This is a genomic window from Embleya sp. NPDC020630, from assembly GCF_044334985.1.
Classification (GTDB): domain Bacteria; phylum Actinomycetota; class Actinomycetes; order Streptomycetales; family Streptomycetaceae; genus Embleya.
This window is the reverse complement of the sequence record NZ_JBIRUB010000006.1, coordinates 232,456-257,438: the sequence shown is the minus strand read 5'-3', so window position 1 is coordinate 257,438 and position 24,983 is coordinate 232,456. Positions and strand designations below refer to the sequence as shown.

Genomic DNA, 24,983 nt, shown 5'->3' with positions numbered 1-24,983 from the left:
GGGCTTCTCGATCTTCGAGTTTTCCGGACTTCCGGACTCGACTGCCGATCGGTTGTCGATCGCACGTTCCCACCCATTCTTCCCGACGCCCGGGCGCGACCCCCGGCAGGCCGGCGCGTGGTCGGGCATGGCCACCGGGGCGGTGGGTACGACCCCTCGGGTACGGTGCCGCGGACAGTGGCCGAGGAGACACAGGGGGTCGAAGTGATTCGAAAGCTGCAGGCGATCGCACTGGACTGCGCCGATCCGGCACGGCTCGCGCAGTTCTACGCCGAACTTCTCGGGGGCCGGGTGGTCGCGGATGCGAACGACCCGGACTGGATCGAGGTACACGGCTTCGAGGGCACGCCACTGGCCTGCCAACGCGTGGAGGGCTACCGCCCACCGGAATGGCCGGGCCAACAGGCCCCGCAACAACTCCACCTGGACTTCGACGTGGACGACCTCGACGGCGAGGAAAAGCGCGCCGTGGCCCTCGGCGCAACGGTCCTGGAACGCACGGACCAGGTCCGCGAGGGAGCCAACTGGCGAGTACTGGCAGACCCGGCGGGCCACCCGTTCTGCTTGTGCTTCCACTGAGGCCGAGGTAGGCGACGTGGGTCGAGGTCGAGGTCGGGGCCGGGATTTGGCTCCGGCTCGGGGCGGGCGGGCCTGGGCAGGGGTGGGGAGAGCGGGCGGTCGGAGCGAGTCCGTCGGGGGCTTTCCCGAGTGGGTCGGGTGTTTTCGGCGCGCGTTGGGCTTTGGGTTGCGGGTGGCTGGTGCGGGGCGGGTCTGAGTCGGTGGTGGGCCGCCGCCGGCGTGCGGGGCTCCGAGACTTCGAGGTCCCGAGGAGACGGGCGTGTCGGTCGGCGAGAAAGCGACCAGCAGCGGCGGGCGGGGTGGGTGCTCGGGTTGGGTTCGCCGGGCGTGCGTTCCCGAGGGGGGTTGGGCGGTGGAGGTTCGGTGAAAGTGCACGAATCCGGATTGCGTGGGGTGTTGCGGACGCGGGGTGAGAGAAAACCGCAGGTCAGCAAGCTTCGGTGGGCCGAAAATCCATTGAACTCGCCACCCGACTGCGGTCGGGCGCCGTCCGTGATCCTGCACGGTGAGTGAGGACACTCGCGGCGCCGGCGTAGCTGTGCGACCTGCCGTTTCAGCCGGGTGGGCACATCGGCGCCCGGAGAGGGCGCCGATTCGCCGTGACAGCGGGCGTACTCACTTTGTCCCGGATGTGTCCGCTCTCTCGGGCAACTGCACAACGGCCACGCCGGCCTGGGACTCGCCGAACCCCCAGCCTGCGACAAGGGAACAGCCGACCGCTTCCAGGACATCGGTCCACGGCCAGCGGCCGCTGCCGTAGTAGAAGCCGCCCTCGCTTCGTGCGTCGCTTTCGCTGAGGCAGAGCATGCGGAGATGGTCGCGGAGGGCGGGATGTGCGACCGCACTCAGGCTTTCCTCCCAGGGCTCGGCGGCGGTGCGGACGGCATTCATGTCGTGGATCGACACCAGATGCTCGGGGCCGCGCCCGGTGAAGGTGGCGGCCCGCATCGCGTCGGTCGGAGTGCCGTCGGTGGCGACCCGCAGCAGCACGGACAGCCAGCCGTTCAATTTCTCGGATGCCTTGTCGGTCAGGTCGACCCCATGGCGGTCCAGGAGCGCCCCCAACTCCGCGCCGTAGACCAAGACTTCATCGGCCTCATCCACCGCCGAAAGGGTCCGCAAGTCGGCGACGAAGGCATCGTCGAACGGGCGTCGACCCTTGTGCCCACCGTGACCCCACGGTCCCGCCCCGGCCAGAAGGTCGGCGTCGAAGAGGAACAGCGACTCGCGCAGGTCGAATCGCCATGCCCACGGAGAGAAGGGGTATTCCCCGTCCGGATCCGGCAATTGCCTCGATTCCCGACCCACCAACGCAGCAGGGGTGATCCAGGAATTCGGGAACAGGAACTCGTCGAATGAATCCGAGACGTAGTACACCCCGTACCGGGCAGCGGGATCAACGGCCGGCCGGCCGTCGAGCAGTATCTCGAAGGCGCCGGTCAGCGCGGCATCCCACCCGTCAGGGTCAGTCACCACGGTCGTCTCGGGCATCACGATGAGCGCTCCTATCGATGTTTCGATGTGTGTCACATGGGTCGCCGCAAAATACCGCCCGCCGGCGACACTCCAGGAAGCCGACAACGAAGTCCGCGTCAAAGCAGACGAAATCCATCCGATCGGGATTGCCGTTGGTTTGCCCGGTTGTTCCAGCCTGCCTGCCGTGGGACGTCGGTGGGCGTATGACTTTTCAGCCGCCGCCCGTATCGCAGCGACGTATCCGAAGCCAACAGCCCCACGAAACCCGCACTCGACACCCCAATTCCCGCCCGCATATTGCAAAACCGCAGGTCACCGAAGCCCGAGGCCCAAAACCACCCACCGCGATCCGGTTCCGAACCCCCAACCCCCTCCAAACGCCCCCGAAGCACCCCGGCCCACCCGGGAAGGCCCCCGGAGAACCCGACCCGACCACCCTCCCCGCCGCTGCCGGCCGGTTTTCACCGAGCAGCGCGGACGTGTCGCCGCAAGCCCCGGGGCCTCGGGTCCCGCACACCGGCGGCGGCCCATCACCGACTCTGACAAGCCCCGGACCGGCCACCCACAGCTCAAGGCGCAACGCGCGCCGAAAGCACCAGACCAGACCCACTCGGGAGGGCCCCTCGGGGGACTCGACCTGACCGCCTTCCCTGCCCGCCGCTGCCGGCCGCTTTTTCGCCGACCAGTACACCTGCCTCGCCGAAAGCCGAAGTCTCGGAGCCCCGCACCCCGGCGGCCCACTACCGGCCCGGACCAGCCCCGCACCAGCCGGCCCGCAACCGGAAGCGCACCCCCGCCAAGCAGCACCCGACCCGCTCGGTCAGGCTCCCCGGCGGCCTTGCCGGCCGCCCCGCCCCTCCCGGATCCGCCTCGGCGCCGGCCGCAGGGCTGCGGCGGCGGTTGCCCGTGCCCTATGCCGCCCACAGTTTCGTCAGGTGCGTGTCTAGGACGGCCTCGGCTTCGGGTGGGGTCAGGTGGCCGAGGAGGACGTGGGTGGTGAGGCCGTCGGCGAGGGCCAGGAGGGTGCGGGCCTCGTGGTGGGGGTCCAGGGGGATGGGGGGATTCGGGGTGGTGGCGGCCGTGGTGATCAGGTGGGTGAAGGATTCCTCCAGCGCGGCGTAGTTGGCCTTGAGGATCTCGGCCAGCGGGGCGCTGATCGCGGCCTGGGCCAGGAACGCCAGCCAGACGCGGGCCTCGGCGCGGTGTTCGTCGCGGAGCAGGGCGAACTCGGAGGCAGCGTGGCCGAGGGCGGTGGCGGCCGACTGGGCGGGGCTGCGGACCAGGCGGGCCCGTACCCGGGCGGCGACCTGTTCGCCGACGTGGCCGAGGGCGAAGACGAGCATCTCCTCCTTGGTCCGGAAGCAGCGCTGGACCGCGCCCATCGACACCTCGGCGCGCGCGGCGACGTCGCGCAGGGTCACGCCTTCGAGTCCGCGTTCGTCGGCGAGCCGGCATACGGCCTCGGCGATGAGGCGGCGTCGGCTCGCGTGGTCCACCTGTCTGGGCATGGCTGCTGCGCCCTTCCGGTCGTGGTGCGCGTAATTGCTATGCGGGTGCATCGGTTTCCAGGCTATCGTTCCGATGCAGTTGCATCGGAACGACGGAAGCGAAGGAACGATGGAAACGACGGGACACATGGGCCGGGGCGAAAGTGCAGAAGCGCGCACCACGTCGGAGCAGCTGTGGGCCATGTCCGCCACGGCGCAGGCGCAGGCCGTGCGGGACGGGGTCGTCTCGGCCGTCGACCTCGTCGACGCGCACCTGGGGCGGATCGCCGAGGTCGACCCGGAGCTGAACGCGATCACCCGGGTGCTCGCCGACCAAGCTCGCGCGCAGGCCCTGCGCACGGATCGTCGGCGCGCCGCCGGAGAGGTGCTGGGGCCGCTCGCGGGGGTGCCCTTCACCGTGAAGGAGAGCACCGCCGTGGCCGGCGTGCCGACCACGTTCGGCGTGCCGCGCTTCCGGGACCTGGTGGCCGCGGCGGACGCGCCGCCCGTGGCGCGGTTGCGGGCGGCCGGGGCGATCCCGATCGGGCGGGCCAACATACCGACCTTGATCCTGGCCGGGATGCACACCCGCAGCGAACTCTTCGGCGACACGGTCAACCCCTGGCACCCCGGCCGCACCCCGGGCGGCAGCAGCGGCGGCGACGCGGTGGCGGTGGCCGCCGGGATGGCCGCGATCGGGCTCGGCAACGACTCCGGCGGGTCGTTGCGGATCCCGGCCCAGTTCTGCGGAGTGGCCGCGCTGAAGCCGTCGACGGGACGGTTCCCGGCGGACCATCGGGTCCTGGGGCCGGACGATCCCGGCCCGGCGACGCAAATCCTGGTCACCGATGGGCCGTTGGCGCGTGGGGTGGGCGATCTGCGCGCGGTGTACGAGGTGTTGGCCGGCGCCGACCCCCGCGATCCGCGTGCCCTGCCGGTGCCGCCGTACGGTCCGCCCATCGCCGGGCCGGTGCGGGTCGCGGTGGTGGCGGATCCCGGCGGACGCGGCGTACACCCGGCCGTGCGCGGAGCGGTCGAGGCGGCGGCCGACGCGCTGCGGGACGCCGGCTACGACGTCCGCGAAGTGCCGGACGTACCGCGCCTGGACGAGGCCCTGGAGGCGTACGACCTGATCACCCTGACCGAGTTCGCGCCGACCTGGCCGGTGGTGCGCACGCTGCTCGGCCCGGGCGGGGACCGCTATATCGGGATGGCGATGGAGCGCACCCCGCCGGCGACCGCGGACGAGTTGGTGAAGCTGATGGGCACCTGGCTGAACATCCGTCGTTCCTGGGCCGAATTCCTCGACGAATACCCGCTGTTGCTCGGCCCGTCCTTCACCGAGCCCCCGGTCGAACCCGGTCTGGAATCGCGGGACCGGGCCGGTCGGGATCGGGTGGCGTCGGCGATGCGGCTGTGTACGGTGACCAGCTTCGTCGGCCTGCCGGCGGTGGCGGTGCCCACCGGGGTGGTCGACGGCCTCCCCACCGGGGCGCAGATCGTCGGGCGCGCGTTCCGGGAGGACCTCTGCCTGGACGCGGCCCAGGCCGTCGAGGACCGGCTGGGCACACTGACGCCGGTGGATCCGCGCGCGGGTGGGTGATCGCCGCGTGTCCGCTTAAGGGTTCTCGCGTTGAGGTAGCGGGAGTTCCGATCGGCGGAGGTGGTGCGGGCGGTGGTGCCCCGGGGAAAAGAACACGAGTGCGAATCCGTCCGGCGAAGGGAATCGACGAGCATGACACGCCACCGCCGTGTGTTCGATCCGGCCCACGAATCGGTGCACGAGCCGACCCGCCGTTCGGCGCGCGCGAGGTGGCGGGCGCTGTACCGGCGAACCGCCGCCGTCGCGGCTGTCGCCCTCGCGATGGTCGGGGGCGGCGTGGTCGACGCCTCGGCGAACGCGACAGCGGAACCGAAACCGAAACCGGAACCGGGGGAGGTGACGGCGGCCCCCACCCTGGCCTGGAGTCCCTGCGTCGAGGACGCCGGCTTCGAATGCGCGAATGCCTCCGTCCCCTTGGACTATCGGGAACCGGATGGGCGTCGTCTCACCCTCGCGGTGATTCGCCACCGGGCCGCGGACCCGACGCGGCGGCTGGGGACGTTGGTGCTCCAACCCGGTGGGCCGGGCAACTCCGGGGTGGACTTCGTGCGCGGGAACCACGCCTCCCTGCCGGCCGAGTTGCGGGAACGTTTCGATGTGTTCGGCTTCGACGCGCGCGGCATCGGGCGCAGCGCGCCGTACGAGTGCTGGGACGACGCCACCTACTCGCGCGAGGTCGCACAATCGCCGGGTCGGCCCGGCCCCGACGGGTTCGATCGGGCGGTGGCGACGGCGCGGGACTTCGACGCGGCCTGCGCGGCAAAGGCCGGCGACGTACTGCCGTTCATGGGCACCGACTACGTGGCGCGCGACCTGGACCTGCTGCGCCGGGCGCTGGGAGAGCGGCGATTGTCCTTCTACGGACGCTCGTTCGGGTCCTACATCGGCACCGTCTATGCCGATCGGTATCCCGGCCGGGTGCGGGCCATGGCCCTGGACGGTGCCTACGATCCGGTGCACTACGCGGAGCGCCCGTACGAGTACGACCGGCCGCAATACCTCGCGCTGGACGCGGCGATGGGGCGCTTCCTCGACTGGTGCAGCGCCGAGCCGGTGCGCTGCGGGTTCGGCCAAGGGGACGCGCGCGGCGCGTTCGAGCGCCTGATGCGGGAGTTGGACGCACACCCGGTGCCCACCCCGTCGGGCGTGGCGGCGAACGGGTACACGCTCGCCTACCGGCTGATGTTCAACATCAACGGGGGCAAGGCGGTGTGGCCCGGGTTCGGCGCGGCCCTGCGGCAGGCGGAGTTGCGTGACGGTACCGCCTTCCTGCTGCGACCGCCGTCGGCGGCGAGCTTCGACTTCCTCACCGCGAACGTCGTGGTCGAGTGCATCGACCGGGCCTACCCGCGCGACCCGGGCCGGCTGGAGCGGAACGTGCTGGCCAATGTGCGCGACGCGCCGCTGCTCGGCCCGCCGATCGGGTTCGGGCCGCCGACCTACGACCACAACCACGCGCCGGCGTGTGCGCAGTGGAGCGGCGAACGCGTCAGCCGGCACCGGGGCTCGTATCGGGCGTGGGGCTCCGCGCCCATCCTCGTGCTCGGGACCACGGGTGACCCCGACACCCCGTATCAGGACGCGGTCGCGCTGTCGGAGCGCTTGGACAATGCGCGGCTGCTCACGTTCCGTGCCGAGGGGCACACCGCCTTCGGTCGCAGCGCGTGTGCGCAGGCGGCGACCGTCCGCTACCTGACGGACCTGACCCTCCCGCCACGCGGCACGGTCTGCGCCGACGAGCCGGACCCGGTCTCGGCGACCGTGCAGGCACCCCCGGTGGCGGGCGGCCCGGGTGTGCCCGGACTGCCGGGGGTGCCCGGTATGCAGGGCCTTCCCGGGTCCGCCGGCCTCCCGGGCGTCGACGAAGGCTTCGATCGCATCGGCGGCTGACCCCGTGTGGCCCGGCCCACGTTCACCGCATCCGTCGCACCCGCCGCCATTCGGGTAGGGATCGATACGATTGAAGGAGTGATTACCGGCGTCGGTCAGGAGTTGCGAGATGAGTGCTGGAGTGGAGAAGGCGGTTCTGGCCGGAGGTTGCTTCTGGGGGATGCAGGACCTGGTCCGCAAGCAGCCCGGGGTGACGGCCACCCGCGTGGGCTACTCGGGCGGGGACGTCCCGAACGCCACCTACCGCAACCACGGTGACCATGCCGAGGCGATCGAGATCCTGTTCGACCCCTCGGTGACGAGCTATCGCGACATCCTGGAGTTCTTCTTCCAGATCCACGACCCGACGACCCGCGATCGTCAGGGCAACGACATCGGTCGCAGCTACCGCTCGGCGATCTTCTACGCCGACGAGCAGCAGCAGGCGACGGCGCTGGAGACGATCGCGGACGTCGAGGCCAGCGGCCTGTGGCCGGGCAAGGTGGTCACCGAGCTGGAGCCGCTGGGCGACTTCTGGCAGGCCGAGCCCGAGCACCAGGACTACCTGGAGCGCTACCCGAACGGGTACACCTGCCACTTCCCGCGCCCGGGCTGGAAGCTCCCGCACCGCGACCGCGCCTGACCCCGCCCGGGCACCCGCCGGGCCCTGGCCCGGGCCGACTCGCACCCCGGTCCGGCTCAGGCCCCGGCCCATCGGCGCAGCGTGGTGCTCGCCTGCGCGGCGTCGTCCGGGGTGAGGGTGCCCAGGCGCGCGCCGTGGCCCGTATGCGGCGCGATCAGGACCCGGGTGTCCCGGCTGCCCGGTCCCGGTCGGAACGGCTCGGCGCGTACCGGGTCGTTCTCGCCGTAGACGAACAGGATGCGATCGCTGCGGTGGCGGACCCAGCGGTCGATGTCGGGCATCGCGCCGGAGTCGAAGCGCAGCGCGGTGCCCGCCGGCAGGTAGTTGCGCACCTCCTGGATGCCGGGGTAGCGCAGCAGGCCGTCCAGATGGGGCGTGGCGAGCTGCATGTAGCCCAGCTGGGTGCCGAGTTGGTGGAAGTACGGCCGGAAGAACGCGACGCTCTCATCGGCGTAGACCGCGAGCCGGGTGACGCCGTCGACCCATGCGTAAAGCTCGTCGGCGGACGCACCCGGCCCGGGTATCCCGGCGCACTTCGGCTCGCCCGCGTACATCCAGAACATCATCGGCAGGCGGAGCACCGCGAGTTCGAAGGCCCGGTCGACGCTGCCGAGCGTCTCGAAGGTCTGCGCGTTCGCCGCCGCCCACTGGGCGTAGCGGGTCGTCATCTCGTCGCGCCGCAGGAGCGCCTCGCGCTGCACCGCTTGCAGCGCGGCCCGGCACTCGGGCGTGCCGACCCGGGCCAGGAACGTGTCGTACGCGCTGTCGTCGCGGTCGTCGACGTTGTTCGGCGCGGAGTAGACCACGCTGCCGTCCACGTCGTCGGGGTGGAACCGCCGGTGGTAGACGGTGGCCATGCCGCCCTTGCTGCCGCCGGTGGAAATCCAGGAGCCCCGATAGATCGACTTCAGTGCCTGGATCAGCCGATGGTGATCGTCGGCCGCCTGGCGGATGTTCAGGTCGGACATGTCGGCGGGATCGGTGGGGTCGACGGGCCGGGAGGTGCCGAAGTAGCGCTGTTCGGTATAGATCTGGTTGCCGTCGAGCAGGGTCGCCGGCTCGGAGCGAAAGCTTGCTCCGGCGCCCAGGTCGTAGCCGCTGGTGTACAGGACCATCGGCCGCTCGGTCGAGCGGTGTTGCAGACTCAGGCGTTGCTCGAAGGATCCCCGCTCGGGGTGTCGGTGGTCGTCGGGCTGGCGATAGGTCAGCTCGAAATAGCGGATGCCCGGCGCGGCGGGCTTTTCGGCCACCACCCGCATGCCCGGTATCGCGGCGATCCGGTCCCGGATGTCGATCCCGCTGCTCTCCGCCGCCGCGCCGCCGGCCGCGACCTGCACCGGGGCCGCCACCGCCGTGCCGGACCCCGACAGCACCAACACCGCCGCGCCCACCGCCCACGCCGCGAGCCTGCGCCGGCCCCGCAGCGTCGTGCCGCCGCCGAAGGCCCGCCGCGCCCCACCCGGGGCCCACTGCACGCCGCCCGGGTCGCGCGGCGCCCGGTCTCGATCAAGCCTTGCGTTTTTCATGTCCCCAGGAAAGCCCGCTCTCCCATGTCGCCGGATCCCCGGAACGGGGGAAACGCCTCCCCCGGCCGGGGGAGACGACCCATCGCGTACGGTGAGCCCTCGAACGGATCGGCAGCTCGACGACGGGGGTACGGCGTGGAATCGATCGGCGTCGGGGACCCGTCCCGGATCGGGTCCTTCGCGGTGCTCGGCCGGCTGGGCGCCGGGGGCATGGGACAGGTGTACCTGGGCCGTTCGCCCGGCGGGCGGCTCGTCGCGATCAAGGTGGTCCTGGGCGACCTGGCCGAGGATCCGCACTATCGCCGCCGGTTCGCCTCGGAGATCGCCGCGATGCGCCGCATCGGCGGCTTCTGGACCGCCGCGTTCGTCGACGCGGACGCAGACGCCGAGGCGCCGTGGTTGGCGACCGAGTACATCGCCGGCCCCTCTTTGACCGAGACGATAGCCGCGCACGGCCCGCTGCCCGCGTCGAGCGCGCGACTGCTCGCCGCCGGACTGGCCGAATCGCTGGCCGCGATCCACGCCGTGGGGCTGGTGCACCGCGATCTCAAGCCCTCCAACGTGCTGTTGGCCTCCGACGGCCCCCGGGTGATCGACTTCGGCATCGCCCGGATGGTGCGGGAGGCGAACGGGCCGACCCGGACGGGACACCTGGTCGGCACCCCCGGGTTCCTGTCGCCCGAGCAGGCCAGGGGCGACGAGGTCGGGCCGGCGAGTGACGTGTTCGCGCTCGGCCTCGTGGTCGCGCACGCGACGACCGGACGCTCCCCGTTCGGGTTCGGCGACGCGGCGCAGCTGATGTTCCGGGTGGTGTTCCAGGACCCCGATCCGGACGCCGTCCCCGAGGAATTGAGGCCGGTGGTGGCCGCGTGTCTACGTCGGGATCCGGCCGAGCGGCCCATCCCGGCGCAGATCCTCGAGATGCTGGGCACCGCGGCCCGCCCGATGGGTGCGGACTGGCTGCCGCCGGCACACTCCGCGCTGGTCCGGAGCCGTTCCGCGACGGCGGCGGCGAGCGGTGGGGCGGCGCCGGTGGCACCGGGCGCGACGAATGCGACGGGCCCGACGGACACCCCGCCGACCGACGCGGCGCCAACCGACGTGCCGCCAACCGACGCGCCGTCGACCGACCTTCGACCCCCGCACCGCTCCGACCTCCCGGCCGACGCACCGTCGGCAACCACCACCGTCGGCCCGGTAGCCACCCCGTCGTCCCGGCCCGACCAACCCCCGGCCCGCCCGTCGGAGCCGCCGATGATTCCCCCGCCGCCACCCGTCCGGCCCGCGTACGTCCCCGGGCCCATCCCGCCGGCCCCATCGAGCCCCGGCATCGCGCGCCGCCGCCTCCTGATCGGCGGTTCCGTCGTGGCCGCCGCGCTCGCCGGCGGCGGTACGTATCTGTTCACCCGCGACGACGGCAAGGGCGCCGGCGGCGCGGGCAAGGCCGCGAACCCGCCGCCGTCCGGCACCGGTTCACCCCCGCCCCCGACCACATCCGCCTCGGCGCCGAACGGCACCGGCGCCGGCGCACAATCGCCCGTCCCCGCCCCATTGGCCCACCTCCTCCCCGAGCCGTACCGGTCCGGACGGCCCCTCGTCATCGGCGTGGACGCCGCCTACCCACCCAACGAGTACCTGGACACCGACGGCCGGAGCGTCATCGGCATGTCCGCCGATCTGATCGGTGCGATCGGGCAACTGCTGGGTGTGAAGCCGCGGTTGGAGAACACCCAATTCGACGCCCTGATCCCGTCGCTGACTTCGGGTCGGATCGACCTGGTCGTGTCGTCGATGTTCGACACCAAGGAGCGGTCGAACACGGTCGACTTCGTCGACTACTTCACCGCCGGCAGCGTGTTCCTGGTCCCGAAGGGCAACCCCCGGGGCATTCGCACCCCGGCCGACCTGTGCGGCGCGAAGGTGGCGGTGCAACGCGGCGCGGTCCAGGAGGACATCGTCACCCGCGCAACCACCCGCTGCGGGCCCGGTACGTCGAGCCCGACCAAGTACGACGGCATCGAGGCCGCCACGCGGCAGATCGCCCAAGGCGGCGCGGACGTGGGCGTGTTCGACCTCCCCGTGGCGGTGAACGGCGCTCGGACCTCGGGCGGTGCCCTCGAAGTCGTGGGCGAGCAGATCGACCCCCTGCCGTACGGCATCGCCCTGCGCAAGTCCGACACCGCGCTGCGGGACGCGGTGCGGCAGGCGCTGGAGCGCCTGCTGCAAACCGGGGAATACCGGGCGATCCTGGACCGCCGGCAACTCGGCGCGGGCGCCGTCCCGCGCGTCACGGTCAACGGCGGCTGACCCGGCGACCCGCCGCCCCGAACCCGACGGCGCCGCAGGACGACGGCCGACCTCGGCATCGAGGCGACCGAGACGCTTCCCAAGCACTCGTTTGGATGGGGATACTGGCCGGCGTGGACCCCAGTACCGCGTTGCGCGAATTCCTCGTGTCCCGGCGCGCCCGGTTGTCGCCGCGCGATGTGGGGCTGTCCGACGACGGTCACCGACGGGTGGTCGGTCTGCGCCGCGAGGAGGTGGCCTCGCTCGCCGCGGTCAGCGTCGACCACTACATACGCCTCGAGCGCGGCCAGGCCTCGCGCGTCTCGGACTCGGTCCTCGACGCCGTCGCCGAGGCGCTGCGTCTGACCCGGGGCGAACGGCAGTACCTGCGCAACCTGGCCCGGCCCGCTGCCGCGCCCGCGCGGGAACGGGCGGCGGTACGCCCGGGGTTGCGCGTATTGCTCGATGCGTGGGGCCCGCCCGCGTATGTGGTCGGCCGCAACGGCGTCATCGTGGCGTGGAACCGCGCGGCCACCCGGGTGTTCCTCGACTTCGGCGAAGTCCCGCCCGAGCGGCGCTCGATCGGCGGCCTGATGTTCGGCGACCCGCGCGCCAAAGCCCTGTACGCGGACTGGGAGCGCAAGGCGGGGGAGACCGTCGCCTATCTGCGGACCGAGGTCGGCAAGCGGCCCCGGGACCCGGACCTGGCCGCACATCTGCGCGAACTCGCGGCGATCAGCCCCGACTTCGTCCGGCTGTGGTCGGCCCAGGCGAAGTTCGACCTGGCCCACGGGACCTGTCGCATCCGGCATCCGCTCGTCGGCGCGCTCGATCTGACCTACGAATCCCTGCACCCGTCCGACGACCCGGACAAGGTGGTGATCGCCTACGCGCCGGCGGACGCGGTCTCCGCGGCGGCGCTGGCCCTGCTCGACGGCGAGCAGTGACACACCCTCGGTGACGCGGCCGGGCCGAGGCGCCCCGACCGAGACGGCGCGACCCCATCCGGGGAGCACGGATGGGGGCACGCGCCTTCGCCGCACGATCGTGGATCCCCTCCACACCGCCCACGATCGCCTCGGACCCACCGATCATCGACCACCACACCCACCCCGGACAGTGCAAACCTCGCACTGGCAGGGCCCGATGTTCCGTGACCGGGCCGGTTGTCCTCTCCGTCCGCGATCGTGACGCAACATTCCCGGGCCGTCGACCCGTCTATCTCCCGACACCGGCGCGCAGACGGCCGCCGTGAACATCGGTCGCACGGGAAGCAGGGGCCGGAATGAGGCTGGACCGGGGATGAGGCAGGAACGAGAGCGCATGTTCGACGAGTTCGTCGCGGCGCGTTACCAGGCGCTGCGCCGGACGGCGTATCTCCTGTGCGGCGACTGGCACCAGGCGGAGGACCTGGTCCAGAACGCGTTGGAGAAGGTGTTCGCGTCGTGGCACAGGATGCGTGATCCGGGAGCGGTGGACGCCTATACCCGACGGGTGATGGTGCGGGGGTTCGTGGACGGCAAACGCCTGCGCGGCAGCCGCGAGTTCCCGGCCGCGACCGTCCCCGACGGATCGGCGGTCCCGGAGGACAGTGCCCGCAGGTTGGCGCTGTTGGCGGCGCTGGGGAAGGTGTCGCCCGGCTATCGGGCCGTGCTGGTCCTGCGGTACTGGGAGGACCAGAGCATCGAGGAGACCGCGGCGATCCTCGGCCGGAGTTCGTCGGCCGTACGGTCGGCCGCGAGCCGTGGACTGGGCCAACTGCGCGCGATCCTCGGCGAGTCGGTGACGGACATCGCGCTCGCGTGATCGATCGCGTCCGATCGCGCGGGGCAAGCGGGCCCGACATGACGGCGAACCCGCGCAACAACCAGCCGTACACGACGGCGAACTCCCCGAGTGGCGACAAAGCCGCACGCCACGGCGAACGATCGCACAACTCGCACGACGACAACCCGCCCCAAGGCGACAAGCCCGGCGACGACAAGCCCGGCACGACAACACACACCAAGGAGCGCACGATGCCTCTCGAAGACGAGATGCCCGGACTGCTGCGGGAGATGCTGCCGGCGGCCGATGCCGAGCCGCCGATTCCCGACGTCCTGCCCGGAGTCCGAGCCGGCGGTGTCCGCCGCCGACGTCGCCGTCGGCTCGGTGTCGGCGTGGCGGGCCTCGCCGCGGGTGCCCTGCTCGCCGGCACCGCCGTCGGCGCACTGGCGTTGAGGGGGGACGACGAACCCGCCACGGGCGGCCCCGCCGCCGCCCCCAGCCAAGCGGTACCGCAGCCATCGCAATCCGCCATCGCGCCGCCGCCCACCGTGTCCGGTGACGAATTCCTGCTGAACCCCGGCCCCTTCCACGACCGGGTCCTCGCCGCGCTGCGCGCGCACCTGCCCGCAGGTGTGGTCAAGGCCCAGGACCAGGACGAGGGCGACAAGACGCTGTTCTTCCTACTGACCCGCCAGGACGGCACCGTCACCACGATCGACTTCACCGGCGGCAAGCCCGCCATCCCGGGTGCCGAGCCGGACAACCTGTGCCAACTCGGTCCGCAACTCGACAACAAGACGGGCCGGATGATCCAACCCGACTACTCCGAGTGCGAGCGCAGCATCCTACCGGACGGCTCGAAGGCGATCACCGACAAACTGCGCTCGGGGAAGGAGACCCGCATCTCGGTCTCCTTGATCACGCCCGCCGGCCTGACCTACTACGTCGCGTCGAGCAACCGCGACAAGTTCGGCGCGATTCACGACGGACCGGCCCTGAACAGCGCCGAGCTGCTCACTCTCGTTGCCAACCGGGACGTGATCGCGACCATCCCGTCCGCCCCCACCGAACCCGTCGGCGCGCGCTGACCCATCGGCCCACCCGATCGCCCGCTCGGGGCGAAACGGCCACCGCCCCGCGACTTCGGCCCGCGGGGCGGTGGGATTGGGGTCCGCGGCGGTTGGGAGACGTCCGCACGGAGCATGAACCGATGTGCAGGATCAGGCCGTTGCCGACCGACGGCGGCGAATCACCAGGGTGCCGGCGCCCAGGACCAGCACGCCGGCGGCGCTCGCCGGCAGCGCGATGTCGGCCGCCGAGGATCCACCGCGATGCGTGCTCGGCGTGGCCGCGAAGCCGCCCAGTTTGCCGTCGCGTCGGTACGTCGAACCGGGCAACTTGTCGGCGTACCGGTCGTGTACGAGCGTGCGATAGTCGGCCAGGGTGGCGCCGTTCGGGCCGACCGACTGCTGCGCGGCCGGGTTCAGCGGCAGGACACGACCCGCGTGTACCCGATACCAGGCCGCGATCTGCGGCTCGGTGAACACCGTGTCGCCGCCCGCCTGGCGGGCATAGCCGACCTCGTCGGCACCCGACAGCACGTTGGTGACCCGCCACGCGCCCGAGGCGCGGTCGCGCACCGTCCACACGGTCGCCTCGACCCCGGCGGCCGAACGGGCCTCGGTGGCGAGATAGGCGAAATTGGCCACCGGCGCCGACGAGTTGCCGCCGCGGACGAAGTCCGCGTTGAGCGAGTACACCGGAACCGCGGCGCCCACGAGCTGCGGGGCCTGCGCCGCCGCGGCCTCGGGGGCGACCTTCGACTGGACCACCGCGCCGTTTTGCGCGGTCGCACGCTGGTCGAGGTGGACGAAGAAGGTCGCCAGCCGGTTCGTGGTCTCGGGGGAGACCAGAGCCTGCTGCGCCGCGTTCCGGTCGGCGGCCGTCGGCGAGTCGCCACCGGTCAGGGCGGCGTCACCGGCGGCCGACGCGGTCGGTGCGAGGAACAGCAACGCACCGATACCGACGGTGGCCAACACCCCGACGCGCCGGACGGGCGCGCGGGAGTGGTCGGGCCGGGAACGGAAGATGTCGGTCATCACACTCACGCCTCTCCGTACAGCGACTCGGCCCACTGGAACTCGTAGTTGCTGACGTACGAGTTGTAATCCATCTCGCCGTAGCGCTGACTGGACGGCCAGGGGTCGGAGTACATCAGCGTTCCGTTGTCCGAGTCGTAGCCGTACAGGACGTTCGCGTGCCCACCGCCCGCGGTCCAGTAGATGCCCACCACGATCGGCGAGTTGGCGTCGATCGAGGACGCCACCGTGCCGAGGTCCAGCGTCCCGGCGACCCGTCCCGGTCGCATGCCGAGGCGGGACCAGGCCCGCTGTACGTCGCTCAGCTCACCGGGCTGGTTCGGGCACTGGTAGTTGGTGGGCAGGCCGCGGGCGTAGTCGCAGAAGGTGTTCTGACTGGTGTTCAGACCGCGGCCGAGATACCTGGCCACGGACAGTCCGGTGGCTGCCCAGCACCACTGGTTCTGCACCTGGGTCAGTTCGGTGAGGGCCAACTGCCGTGCTCCATAGGCGGCGTGCGCAGTGCCCGGGGCGACCTTCAGGGGCGCGGCGACGGACGGCTTGGCCGGCGCCGCCGACGCGTTGCCGGCCAACGGAACGGCCAGGCACAGCGCGGCGGTCACTCCGGCACAGACCGACTTCCAGCGCCGCGACGGCGTGGCCGGCGGGTTCGCGGCGCCGCGAACCGTACCGTGATTCCGCAGAATCATCGTGTCTCCTTCTCGTCCGGCGAGGGGGCACCGGACGGAGATCGAGGGGGACGCGACCGGCGAGGGGGCACCGCGGATGGAACGGGACACGCGGTGCCGGACATCCCGGACGACACGCGCGATGAGTCGTCCGGGACGCGGAGGAAGTCCCTCGCCGGTCGTGCGGGGGAACATGGGCAACGCTGATCCTCCAAGGCCCGCTCCGGAACCCCCCGGACGCAAAGCAGGGGGTTCCCCCGAGCCCCCCTCGGTGCCGCGACCAACCGCGAAGCGCGGCTATTCCGCCTGGTGGGACCGGCCGTTCGCGCCCAGGGAGAGCCGGATCAGCTCGGCGCGCGAGCGGATCCCGAGCTTGCGGTACACCCGGGTCAGCGTGGACTCGACCGTCTTGGCGGACAGGAACAGGCGCGTGGCGATCTCGCGGTTGGTCGCGCCGTCGCCGACCATCTCCGCGACCCGATGCTCCGCCGGCGTCAACGCCCGTGAGCGTGCCTCGGCGGCCGGACGACCCGCGGCCGGGTCGTCCGCGAAGGTGACCCGCTCCAACTCGGTGCGGACCTGATCGAGCCAGGGACGCGCCGCCGTGCGGACGAACGCCAGCTCCGCGCCGCGCCAGGCGGCCAGTGCGGCGGCCGGATGCCGGCGGCGCAACTCCACGACGCCGAGCGCCAACAGGTCGCGGCCGTGCTCCATCGGCAGGCCCAGTTCGCGATGCCGCTCGGCGGTCGCCCGCAGGCACTCGGCCGCGCCGGCCAGGTCACCGGACTCGCCCCGGACCAGGGCGTCTGCCCGAGACAACGACGCGAACACCCCGTCACGGCCCAACCGTTGCGCGGCCTCCCCGACCTCCTCCACTACCGCGCGCGCCTGATCGTGATCGCCCACTGCCACCAGCGCCTCGGCCAGATCCACGCCCCACGGGATCGCCGCCGGATCCACGATGCCCCGCCGCTCGGCGATCGTGCGGGCCCGACTCAGACAGCCCACCGCCGCGACCGGATCGCGCAGCCGGTATTGGATCTGCCCCAGGATGCACAGCGCCAACGGCAGATACACCTGATCCTGCTCGGATCGACCCACGCGTATGCCCTCGCGGGCCAGTTCCGCGCCCCGGGCCGGATCGCCCCCGGCGGCCTCGGCCACCGCCGCCGCATAGTAGGCCGGACCGAGCTGTGCGCCGATCTCGCGCGCCACCCGCAACGCCTCGTGCCCGGCCGACAACGCCTGGGCGCACCGCCCCGCCCGGACGTCCACGTCGACCTTGGCACAGAGCAGGAACACCTTCTCCTCCGCGTCGTCGGACTCCTTCGCCCGGCGCAACATGCGGTCGAGTTCGGCCGCGGCGTCGACGAGCCGGTCGGCGAAGAAGTCCAATCGCGCCTTGACCCCGCGAGGGCCGTTGTGGCTGCCGGTCGGCCCGGCGTCCTGCGGCCGGGCCAGCGCCCGGGTCAGCGGTTCGCGCGCGTTCGGCCGGCCCTGGAGGGTGCCCACGAACGCCTGGAGCGCGAGCGCGACCTGCTCGGTGGAGCGGTCGCCGCCGCGCCGGGCGAGCGTCGCGGCGCGCGCCGCCTCGGTCCAGGCGATCGCCGAGTCGCCGTCGCTGATGTGCGCCTTGCACGCGCGCAGATAGTGCAACCGGGCCCGCCCGCACGTGTCGTCGCCGACCTGCGCGAACGCCTCCGCGAACACCTCGTCCAGGTCGTGCAGCGCCTGGTTGGCCGCGTTGATGATCAGGATGCAGGCCCGGACACGCTGCGCGGGGGTGGGGCCGAGGGCGAAGACGTGACCGGCCAGTTCGCGACACAGCTCGTAGTCGGTGGCGGCGTAGGCGTGCCCGGCGCCGTCGAGGCTGCGTTCGCATCTGCGGTCGGCGTGTTCGTCCGGCGTGCGCGCCACGGCGAGGCGGGCCAGCGCGGCGGCCTCGTCGGGCATGCCCCGGCGGCGGGCCTGTTCGGCGGCGGCCATCAGCGTGCCGGCCACCCGTTCGTCCGGACCGGGCAGGGCCAGGGCCAGATGGCGGGCCCGTTCGATCGGTTCGCCGCACACCTCGGCGAGCGCGGCATGCGCGGCGCGGCGCTCCTCCGCGGTGCCGCCGTCGTACAGCGCGGCGGCGAACAGCGGGTGCACGAAACGCAGTCGATCACCGTCCTCGCCCACGTGGAGGACGCCGGCCGCGGTCGCGTCGGCGACGGTGCGCCTGACCAGATCGTCGCCGCTCGGGTCCGCCGTGTGGATCGGCGCGTCGTGCGCGGCGTGCACGAAACCGGCCGCCGCCCGCAACGTCGCGACGGTGGGACGGGCGGCGGCCCCGGCGAGCAGCAACAACCAGCGGGCATCGGTCGACCAACCCTCCAGGCGGGCGGTGAGCAGCCGGCGCAGCCGATCGGGCACGGGCAACGGTTGGTCGCGGGTCGGGAACCGGTCCAACCGGCGCAGCGCGCGGGCGAGTTCGAGGGCGTACATCGGATTGCCCGCGCCGGCCCGATGCACCTGCCGGCTGAGCCAGTGCGGCAGGGGGCGTTCGTCCGTCGGATCGTCGGGGCCGGGCGGTATCGGGACGGCGCCGAGGACGCCGAAGGGCCCACCGGCTTCGAGGGCGCCGATGGCCCCGAGAGCCTCGATGGAACCGGCAGTTCGGTCCATCCGATCCGTCCGATCCGTCCGATCCGTGCGGTCCGTGCGGTCCGTGCGGTGGAGGAGATCGCGGGTCTCCGCCAAGCCCAGCGGCGGGAGTTCGAGTTCGAGCACGTCGCCGGGACAGAACCGGCCGCCGTGGATCGGCCCGGCCGGCGGATCCGTGGTCTCGGCGACGACCACGCGCACCCGCGCGGGATCCAGGCGCCGCGCGACGAACGTCAGCACTTCGGCGCTGGCCGGATCCACCCACTGCGCACCGTCGATGGCCACCATCGCCGGAGTGGACGCCGACAACGCCCGCAACACCGCGAGCGTACCCAGACGCAGTGCCAGCGGATCCGGTCCACCCGGTTCGGCCGGCTCGCGGCACAACACGACCCGCAGCGCAGAGCGTTGCGGCGCGGGCAGTGCGCGCAGCACCTCGTCGGTGACCGGATCGAGCAGATCGGCGAGCGTGGAGAAAGCCAACTCCCGCTCCGCCGACGCCGGTTCGGTCCGCAGCAGCGGTGCGCCACGGTCACCGGCGAGCAACGCGCGCAGCACGTGGGACTTGCCGATCCCGACCGGGCCGTGCAGGACGACGCCGCCCGAGGCGAGCCGATCCCGGGCCAGCGCGGTCAGTTCGTGTCGCGTACGGTCGGTGTGCGCCACGCGTCGTCCTCACCATGCCGGATCCACGTCCGCCGAGACCGCCACCCGCCCGCGGCCGGACCCATCGTCACGCGGCTCCCGCCGGGCGTCAACGGGTGCGCGCGGCGGGGCTTCCCGGATGTCCTCGGCCCGTCGACGCTCGCGGTGGGGCCAGGAGCCCAGATAGCGCAGGATGGCCAGGACCCGGCGGCGATCTCGACCGGCAGCGTGATGTTCTCCGGCGCGGAGAGCGTCGGCAGCAGGTTGAACGCCTGGAAGACGAACCCGAGCCGGTCGCGCCGCAGTTCGGTCAGCGCGGTGTCGTCCAGATCGCCGAGCTCGGTGTCCCCGATCGCCACGTCGCCCCGGGTGGCGGTGTCCAGCCCGGCCAAACACCGCATCAGCGTCGACTTGCCCGAACCGGACGGCCCCATGATCGCGGTGAAGCCGCCGCGCATCAGCTCCACGTCCACCCCGGCCAACGCCGTGACCGGACCGGCGCCGGACCCGTACTCCTTGACCAACCCCGCGCCCGCGCCGCCACCGGCGATGTGGCCGGCGCGTACCCGCTCCCTCGAACGGGCCCCGAATCACCGGTACAAGCAGCCTGCCGGAGCGCGGACGGCCGCGATATGGGGCCGAGCGCCGGGTCCACCTGCGGAAAACCACACCCTGCGGGGTGGTGTCCCGGCGCCGGCCGGGCCTGGGTCAGTGGCGGCAGAACGTGCGTTCGGCCGCTTTCGGGTCGGCCGGGATGGTCAGTCGGGCGCGGTCGAAGGAGCCGGTGAGGTTGCGCAGGAATCGGCCGGGTGTCATCGGTTCCGTCGTGGAGCGCACCAACTCTTTCAGGTCGCCGCAGTCCAGGGCGGCGCGGGCGGCGCGGATGTCCTCCGGGGGTGCCGCGTTGGGTGGGATCCGGGACCAGGCGGTCGGGTCGACGTACAGGGCGATGTTCCAGGCGAGGGGGAGGAGCTTTTCGTGGCCGGCGGCGACGTGTTGGGTGCGTTCGATGTGCGCGCCGACCGTGTTGCTCAGCCCCCACACGTCGACCACGATCCCGCGCAGTGGGGTGACCACGCCGCCGACGCCCAGCCGCCCCATCACCAGGCCCTCTGCGGCCCGCACGTCGGGTCGCAGCGGCAGCGGCGGCGGACCACCGGCGGCGGAGAGGTAATTGCCGTCCAACACCAGAAGGTGCCGGCCCTGGGCGTCCATGCGGAACAACTCCGCGCGCAGCCCGGGGAGGGTCTCGCTGTGCGCGTGGGAGGTGGTGGGGTTGGTGGTCCTGGTCCAATTCACATACACCATGCGCTCGTTCCACGTCTGGTACACCCCCGCACGCGGCCCGTCGGTGGTGGTCAGACCGGACCGCAGCGACACGCCGCACCAAAGCGCCCACATCGCCACCAACCCGACCACGGCCGCCACCCGACGGTCCACGGGCACGACCAGGACCGGCAGCAGGGCGAGGACCAGCACCGGCACCCACATACGACCGTGCATGAAGTCGCCGCCGACGCCCACGACATACAGCGCCTGGACGAGCGCGGCCACGACCGGCGCCGCACCGACGACGAGCGTGCGCCGCTCGCGCGGGCGACGGCGCAGCAGGAGCAGCGCCACGACGGCCGGGATCAGGAGGATGGGCATCCACAGGTGGTAGGGCCGGTCGACGTCGAGGAGATAGTCCCAACCGCGCCCCCAGTACAGGCGGGTCGCGCTCTTCGTGACGGCGGGCATCGGATACGGCAGGCCGTAGAAGCCCATGCGAAAGACCTGATACGCCGCGGGAAGCGCGCCGGCGGCGAGGAACATCGCCACGACGGCGCGCCGTCCCGATCCCGACACCGGGACCAGGGCGATCAGGAACACCACTGCGGTCGCCGCCAGTTCGGGCCGGATCAGGAAGCCGAGCCCGAAGACCGCCGCGGTGCCGAGGCGATGCCGGGTCGTCCATGCCCGGGGGTCGTCTGCGATCAGCAATCGCCACGACAGGCCGATCCAGGCGACGAGCAGGCCGGTTTCGAGTCCGGACGTGGCGAAGTCCCAGACCGGGGGCAGGGCGACCAGGACGAGGGCGCCGGCGGGGGCGAGGGTCCGGCCGGTCTCCGCGCGCAGCAGTCGACGGGTGCCCGACAGGGCGAGCCACAGCCCGGCGACCGACAGGGCCAGGCCCGCGTAGACGGCGACGCGGGCCGGATCGCCCGGGACCAACGCGTCGAGCAGCACCAGCAGCCACTGCCACAACGTGCCGGTCGACGTCTCCACGCGCTCGCCGGGGCTGTACACCGGACCGTTGCCGGCCAGGATCTGCCGGGCCGCGCGTACGTAGATCAACCCGTCGTCGGTGATCCACCGCCGGTGCCACCCCATGCCGGCCAGGATCAGCACCGGAAGAGCGATGGCGAGGTGGTCGAGGAGCCTGATTCGGCGGGCGAGGCCCCTCCGTGGGCCGGCGGCGGGCTCCGACGGCGCGGTGACGTCCGGGACCGCGTCGGGTGCCAGGGCGGGCGTGGTGGTGCCGGTCATGTCGTCCTTGTGTTCCGGGTCGGTGTTCCGCTTCGATGCTCCGGTTCGGTGGGTGGACGGCCGTCGGGGCGCTGTCGCGCCGGACCGCGTGCGTGTGCGAAGCCGGTCACGATCGAGGCGTCGAGGCGATCGACAACACGTGCGAGTCATTGACCCCGGCCGTCGGTTCGCCGGGCATGGTGTCGATGATGTCGCGTTTGGGCGCGGCCGTTGTCCCTGTGACGACCTCGATCGGGTGATTCTCACGGGGCGCGGGTCAGCACCGGGCGTGAGCCGAGCAGGGCCCGACCGTCGTTTGCCGGCTATTGCCGGGCCGGGACCGCGTCGATCGCGGTGGCTACCGCCTCGGGGGCGGAGATCATGGGGAGGTGGCGGGACTTGGGGATGAGCGTGGGGGGCGGGGCGCCTATGCGGTCGGCGGTTTCGGTGGGGGTCTTGTGGTCGAACACGTCGTCGTTCGCGCCGAAGACCACCGACTTGGGCATGGGCACGTCGCGCAGCCGCTGCAGGCGGTCGGCGGATATACCCAACACGCCCTCGCCGAGCATGCTCCACAGCGCGCCCTCGGCGCCCGCCACCTGGAAGGGCCGCCGCCACTGGTCGACCCCCGCGCCGTCGAGCCGAGGGCACTCCGGTCCGCACTGCGAGCCGTACACCTTCCGGATCAGCCAGTCCGTACCGAGCCCTATCCGCAGCAGGCTGGTGCGGAACGGGTCGATCAGCACGTACTTGAGCGCGGACGGCGGGCCGGCGCCGGTGTCGAGCGCGTCGCCGTCGAGGAGCATCATGCCCCCGATGCGCTCGGGCGCGCGCAGGGCCGCCTCCGCGACCATCGCGGCCCCGCTGGAGTGGCCCACCAGCAGCGGCCGTTCACCCGGACCACCCAGGTGCATCGCGTCGAGGAAACCCAGGAGTTGCCGGGTGAGGTGGTCGACCGTGTACGGCCCGCGCCGTTGGCTGTAGCCGTATCCGGTCAGATCGAGCGCGTAGACCCGGTGGTCGCGGGCCAGCAGCGTAGCCAGCCGCGACCAGGTGTCGACGGACTCGAAGGCACCGTGCACGAGGACGACGGGCGGCCCGGACGTGCCCCACGTCTGGTAGCGAGTACGGATGTCGGCCGCCTGTACGTAGGTCAGCCCTTCAGGCGGGTCGGCCCGGTCGTCGGTGAATGCGTTGTACGTGAACGACGCGAGCGTCACGGCGACCAGCGTCACGACGCAGGTCAACGCGATCCGTCGCCCCCAACGGCGAAGCCGCGACCGCGTCCGGGGCGGCGGGGTCCCGTCGGAGGGCGGGTCCGTGGCCTGATGGTCGGCGTCCGAGGGCGGGTCGGCCGTGGAGGCACCTACACCCGCCGCCGCCTCGGTCACCGTCGCGGTCGTTTGGGCGTCGCCCGGCCGGGCTTCGGTGGCCGAGCCGGCCTCGTCGCCCCGGCCGCCACCCTCCGCCCCGTCGGCGCCGGTGTCGGCGCCGACCTCGGGACCGGCTTCGTCGTCGGTGCCGTTCTCGGCTGGTCGGTGCTCCACAGCAGTTCCCCGTCGATGGTCGAAAGCGCCGGTACACGACCCGGCCCGGACGCGGCGGCGCACCGGGTGGGGCGGACGCCTCCGCCCACGCAGCCGCCCTGACGAGAACAACTCTCGCCCGCGCCCCCCGGCGCCCGCATCCGACGGGAGAAGGCTCCTCGCGTGCTCCGTGGGCGGCATGGCACAGCAAAGCCCATGCTCTCCCGGAAGTAGTCTTCACGCCGCACCGGGGCCGAGTCGCTGCGGCGGAGCAGGAATCAGGGACGCGGGTGGTCGCCGGTCGCCCCGTCGAGGAGTTCGCGCACGATGTCCATGTGGCCGGCGTGCCGCGCCGTGTCCTCGATCATGTGGATCAGGACCCAGCGCAGGGACACCGTATTGCCGTTCCAGGACGTGCCGACGTCGTCCAGGCCGAGTTCGCCGACGACCCGGTCGGCGGCGACCCGCGCCCGGCCGTAGAAGGCGACGAGGTCGGCCGTGGACTCGCTCGGCAGCACGGTCATGTCGTCTTCCGGGTCGAACCACAGCGGCTCGGTCTCGCGCCCGAAGGTCGTACAGAACCACCCGTACTCGACCGCCGCCAAGTGCTTGACCAGGGACAGCAGATTGGTCCCCGAGGGCGTCATCGGTCGCCGCAGCGCGTCGTCGTCGAGACCGTCGAGCTTCCACAGGACCGCATCACGATGCCGATCGAGACTGGCGAGCAGACTCTCCTTCTCGGCACCGGTGTAGGGCACGATTCTTGTCATCGACGGACCCTAACAGCGCACCCGGCGCACTTCGTGAGCCCCGCCCCGAACCGTCAGCCGAGGAAAAGCGGCAGCCGCGCGGCGAGATCGCCCAGTTCGGCCCGCTCCCCGTCCGTCGCCGCGCGCCGCCCGGTACCGATCAGCAGCGCGTCCCGGTCCGACCACGACGCAGGGAAGGAGGCCCCGGCGATCCGCTCCAGCAGCTCGCGGGTCCGGGCCAGTCCCTCGGCGGGCGGGTCCGCCGCGTCCGGGAGGTGTGCGATGAGGTCGAGGTGGTGCAGGGTCCACTCCAGGACGTACACGGACAGGTAGTCGGCCACGGTGAGCACCTGGTCCCGCGTACCGACGCGCAGCTCCGGATCCGCCAGTTCGGCCGCACGCCCGGCGGCCGAGCCCACGTCGTCGAGGTGGAACTTCAGCAACCCGGGATCCTGGTACGCGGCGGCCAGCCGAACCGTCAACGCGTCGAGCGGATCGTCACCGGTCGGTGGCGTCTCGGCGACCTCCCAATACGTCACCGCATCGCGCGTCGGCTCCGTGTCGGCGGGCGTCACGAGTGTGATCAGGACGTCCTGCGCGTCGATGACCAGGTGGCACACCAGGTCCTGCACCAGCCAGCCGGTACACCCCGACGGCCGGGCGAAGTCCTCGTCCGAAAGCTCGGCAACCGCCGCGCGCAACGCCGTCCACGAGCGTGAGAAGAGATCCACACGGGCACGCTAGTCCGCACCACGGCACCCGACAAACGCTTTTGCCCGGCGCGATACGGATCGGTCGACCGGGCCGTTCACCCGCACGGGTGCGTCGGTCGGAGCTGGGATTTCCCCGGGACATGTGCCCTGTGGGGCCGGGGCGGTCCGGTCGTGCGTATGCGTGATGCGGCGAGGG

General features: G+C 72.2%; 18 protein-coding genes and 1 pseudogene. 8 read left to right on the top strand and 11 right to left on the bottom strand.

The window, feature by feature from the left end; genetic code table 11:
• Positions 1–204: 204 nt before the first annotated feature.
• A complete protein-coding gene (locus ACH4XV_RS22565; RefSeq protein WP_395792473.1) occupies positions 205–579 on the top strand; it encodes a VOC family protein in 375 nt (124 codons plus the stop codon).
• Positions 580–1,194: 615 nt separating this feature from the next.
• On the opposite strand, the gene ACH4XV_RS22560 is transcribed toward ACH4XV_RS22565, so the two are convergent.
• Both ACH4XV_RS22560 and ACH4XV_RS22555 read right to left on the bottom strand, forming a co-directional pair.
• Complete coding sequence (locus ACH4XV_RS22560) at positions 1,195–2,070, bottom strand: hypothetical protein (protein WP_395792471.1); 876 nt, start codon at positions 2,068–2,070, stop codon at positions 1,195–1,197.
• A gap of 896 nt (positions 2,071–2,966) precedes the next feature.
• Positions 2,967–3,563, bottom strand: coding sequence for a TetR/AcrR family transcriptional regulator (locus tag ACH4XV_RS22555; RefSeq protein WP_395792469.1), 597 nt, complete (start codon positions 3,561–3,563; stop codon positions 2,967–2,969).
• Positions 3,564–3,690: 127 nt separating this feature from the next.
• Between ACH4XV_RS22555 and ACH4XV_RS22550 the strand changes: the two genes are divergently transcribed.
• From ACH4XV_RS22550 to msrA, 3 genes are all read left to right on the top strand, one after another.
• Positions 3,691–5,145, top strand: a complete 1,455-nt coding sequence (locus ACH4XV_RS22550; protein WP_395792938.1) for an amidase — start codon at positions 3,691–3,693, stop codon at positions 5,143–5,145.
• A 132-nt stretch (positions 5,146–5,277) separates the two neighbouring features.
• Positions 5,278–7,035 carry an alpha/beta hydrolase gene (locus ACH4XV_RS22545; RefSeq protein ID WP_395792468.1) on the top strand — a complete coding sequence of 586 codons (1,758 nt, stop codon included), beginning with the start codon at positions 5,278–5,280 and terminating at the stop codon, positions 7,033–7,035.
• A gap of 109 nt (positions 7,036–7,144) precedes the next feature.
• Positions 7,145–7,657, top strand: a complete 513-nt coding sequence (gene msrA / locus ACH4XV_RS22540) for a peptide-methionine (S)-S-oxide reductase MsrA (RefSeq protein WP_395792466.1) — start codon at positions 7,145–7,147, stop codon at positions 7,655–7,657.
• Positions 7,658–7,713: 56 nt separating this feature from the next.
• Here msrA and ACH4XV_RS22535 read toward each other — a convergent pair whose 3' ends face one another.
• Positions 7,714–9,183 (bottom strand): S28 family serine protease, encoded by a 1,470-nt coding sequence (locus ACH4XV_RS22535; RefSeq protein WP_395792464.1) that lies wholly within the window; start codon positions 9,181–9,183, stop codon positions 7,714–7,716.
• A gap of 135 nt (positions 9,184–9,318) precedes the next feature.
• Between ACH4XV_RS22535 and ACH4XV_RS22530 the strand changes: the two genes are divergently transcribed.
• From ACH4XV_RS22530 to ACH4XV_RS22515, 4 genes are all read left to right on the top strand, one after another.
• Positions 9,319–11,490: a transporter substrate-binding domain-containing protein gene (locus ACH4XV_RS22530; RefSeq protein ID WP_395792462.1), complete on the top strand. Its 2,172-nt coding sequence runs from the start codon at positions 9,319–9,321 to the stop codon at positions 11,488–11,490.
• 113 nt (positions 11,491–11,603) lie between these two features.
• On the top strand, positions 11,604–12,416 hold the full coding sequence (locus ACH4XV_RS22525) for a helix-turn-helix transcriptional regulator (protein ID WP_395792460.1): 813 nt from the start codon (positions 11,604–11,606) through the stop codon (positions 12,414–12,416).
• Between the two features lie 355 nt (positions 12,417–12,771).
• The gene (locus ACH4XV_RS22520; RefSeq protein WP_395792458.1) at positions 12,772–13,275 is read left to right on the top strand and encodes a SigE family RNA polymerase sigma factor; all 504 of its coding nucleotides are present in this window, start codon (positions 12,772–12,774) and stop codon (positions 13,273–13,275) included.
• A 212-nt stretch (positions 13,276–13,487) separates the two neighbouring features.
• On the top strand, positions 13,488–14,324 hold the full coding sequence (locus tag ACH4XV_RS22515) for a hypothetical protein (protein WP_395792456.1): 837 nt from the start codon (positions 13,488–13,490) through the stop codon (positions 14,322–14,324).
• A 132-nt stretch (positions 14,325–14,456) separates the two neighbouring features.
• On the opposite strand, the gene ACH4XV_RS22510 is transcribed toward ACH4XV_RS22515, so the two are convergent.
• The 8 genes and pseudogenes from ACH4XV_RS22510 to ACH4XV_RS22475 form a co-directional block, all read right to left on the bottom strand.
• Positions 14,457–15,344 (bottom strand): hypothetical protein, encoded by an 888-nt coding sequence (locus ACH4XV_RS22510; protein WP_395792454.1) that lies wholly within the window; start codon positions 15,342–15,344, stop codon positions 14,457–14,459.
• Positions 15,341–16,024 carry a papain-like cysteine protease family protein gene (locus tag ACH4XV_RS22505; RefSeq protein WP_395792452.1) on the bottom strand — a complete coding sequence of 228 codons (684 nt, stop codon included), beginning with the start codon at positions 16,022–16,024 and terminating at the stop codon, positions 15,341–15,343. The genes ACH4XV_RS22510 and ACH4XV_RS22505 overlap by 4 nt, the downstream gene beginning before the upstream one ends.
• A 276-nt stretch (positions 16,025–16,300) precedes the next feature.
• Positions 16,301–19,312: a LuxR C-terminal-related transcriptional regulator gene (locus tag ACH4XV_RS22500; protein WP_395792450.1), complete on the bottom strand. Its 3,012-nt coding sequence runs from the start codon at positions 19,310–19,312 to the stop codon at positions 16,301–16,303.
• 188 nt (positions 19,313–19,500) lie between these two features.
• Positions 19,501–19,842: pseudogene (locus ACH4XV_RS22495) on the bottom strand (ATP-binding cassette domain-containing protein); the annotation flags it as partial.
• Between the two features lie 157 nt (positions 19,843–19,999).
• Positions 20,000–21,820 (bottom strand): hypothetical protein, encoded by a 1,821-nt coding sequence (locus tag ACH4XV_RS22490; RefSeq protein ID WP_395792448.1) that lies wholly within the window; start codon positions 21,818–21,820, stop codon positions 20,000–20,002.
• Positions 21,821–22,122: 302 nt separating this feature from the next.
• The gene (locus ACH4XV_RS22485) at positions 22,123–23,346 is read right to left on the bottom strand and encodes an alpha/beta fold hydrolase (RefSeq protein ID WP_395792446.1); all 1,224 of its coding nucleotides are present in this window, start codon (positions 23,344–23,346) and stop codon (positions 22,123–22,125) included.
• Positions 23,347–23,603: 257 nt separating this feature from the next.
• A complete protein-coding gene (locus ACH4XV_RS22480; protein WP_395792444.1) occupies positions 23,604–24,095 on the bottom strand; it encodes a DinB family protein in 492 nt (163 codons plus the stop codon).
• A gap of 53 nt (positions 24,096–24,148) precedes the next feature.
• A complete protein-coding gene (locus ACH4XV_RS22475; protein ID WP_395792442.1) occupies positions 24,149–24,805 on the bottom strand; it encodes a maleylpyruvate isomerase N-terminal domain-containing protein in 657 nt (218 codons plus the stop codon).
• Positions 24,806–24,983: the final 178 nt, after the last annotated feature.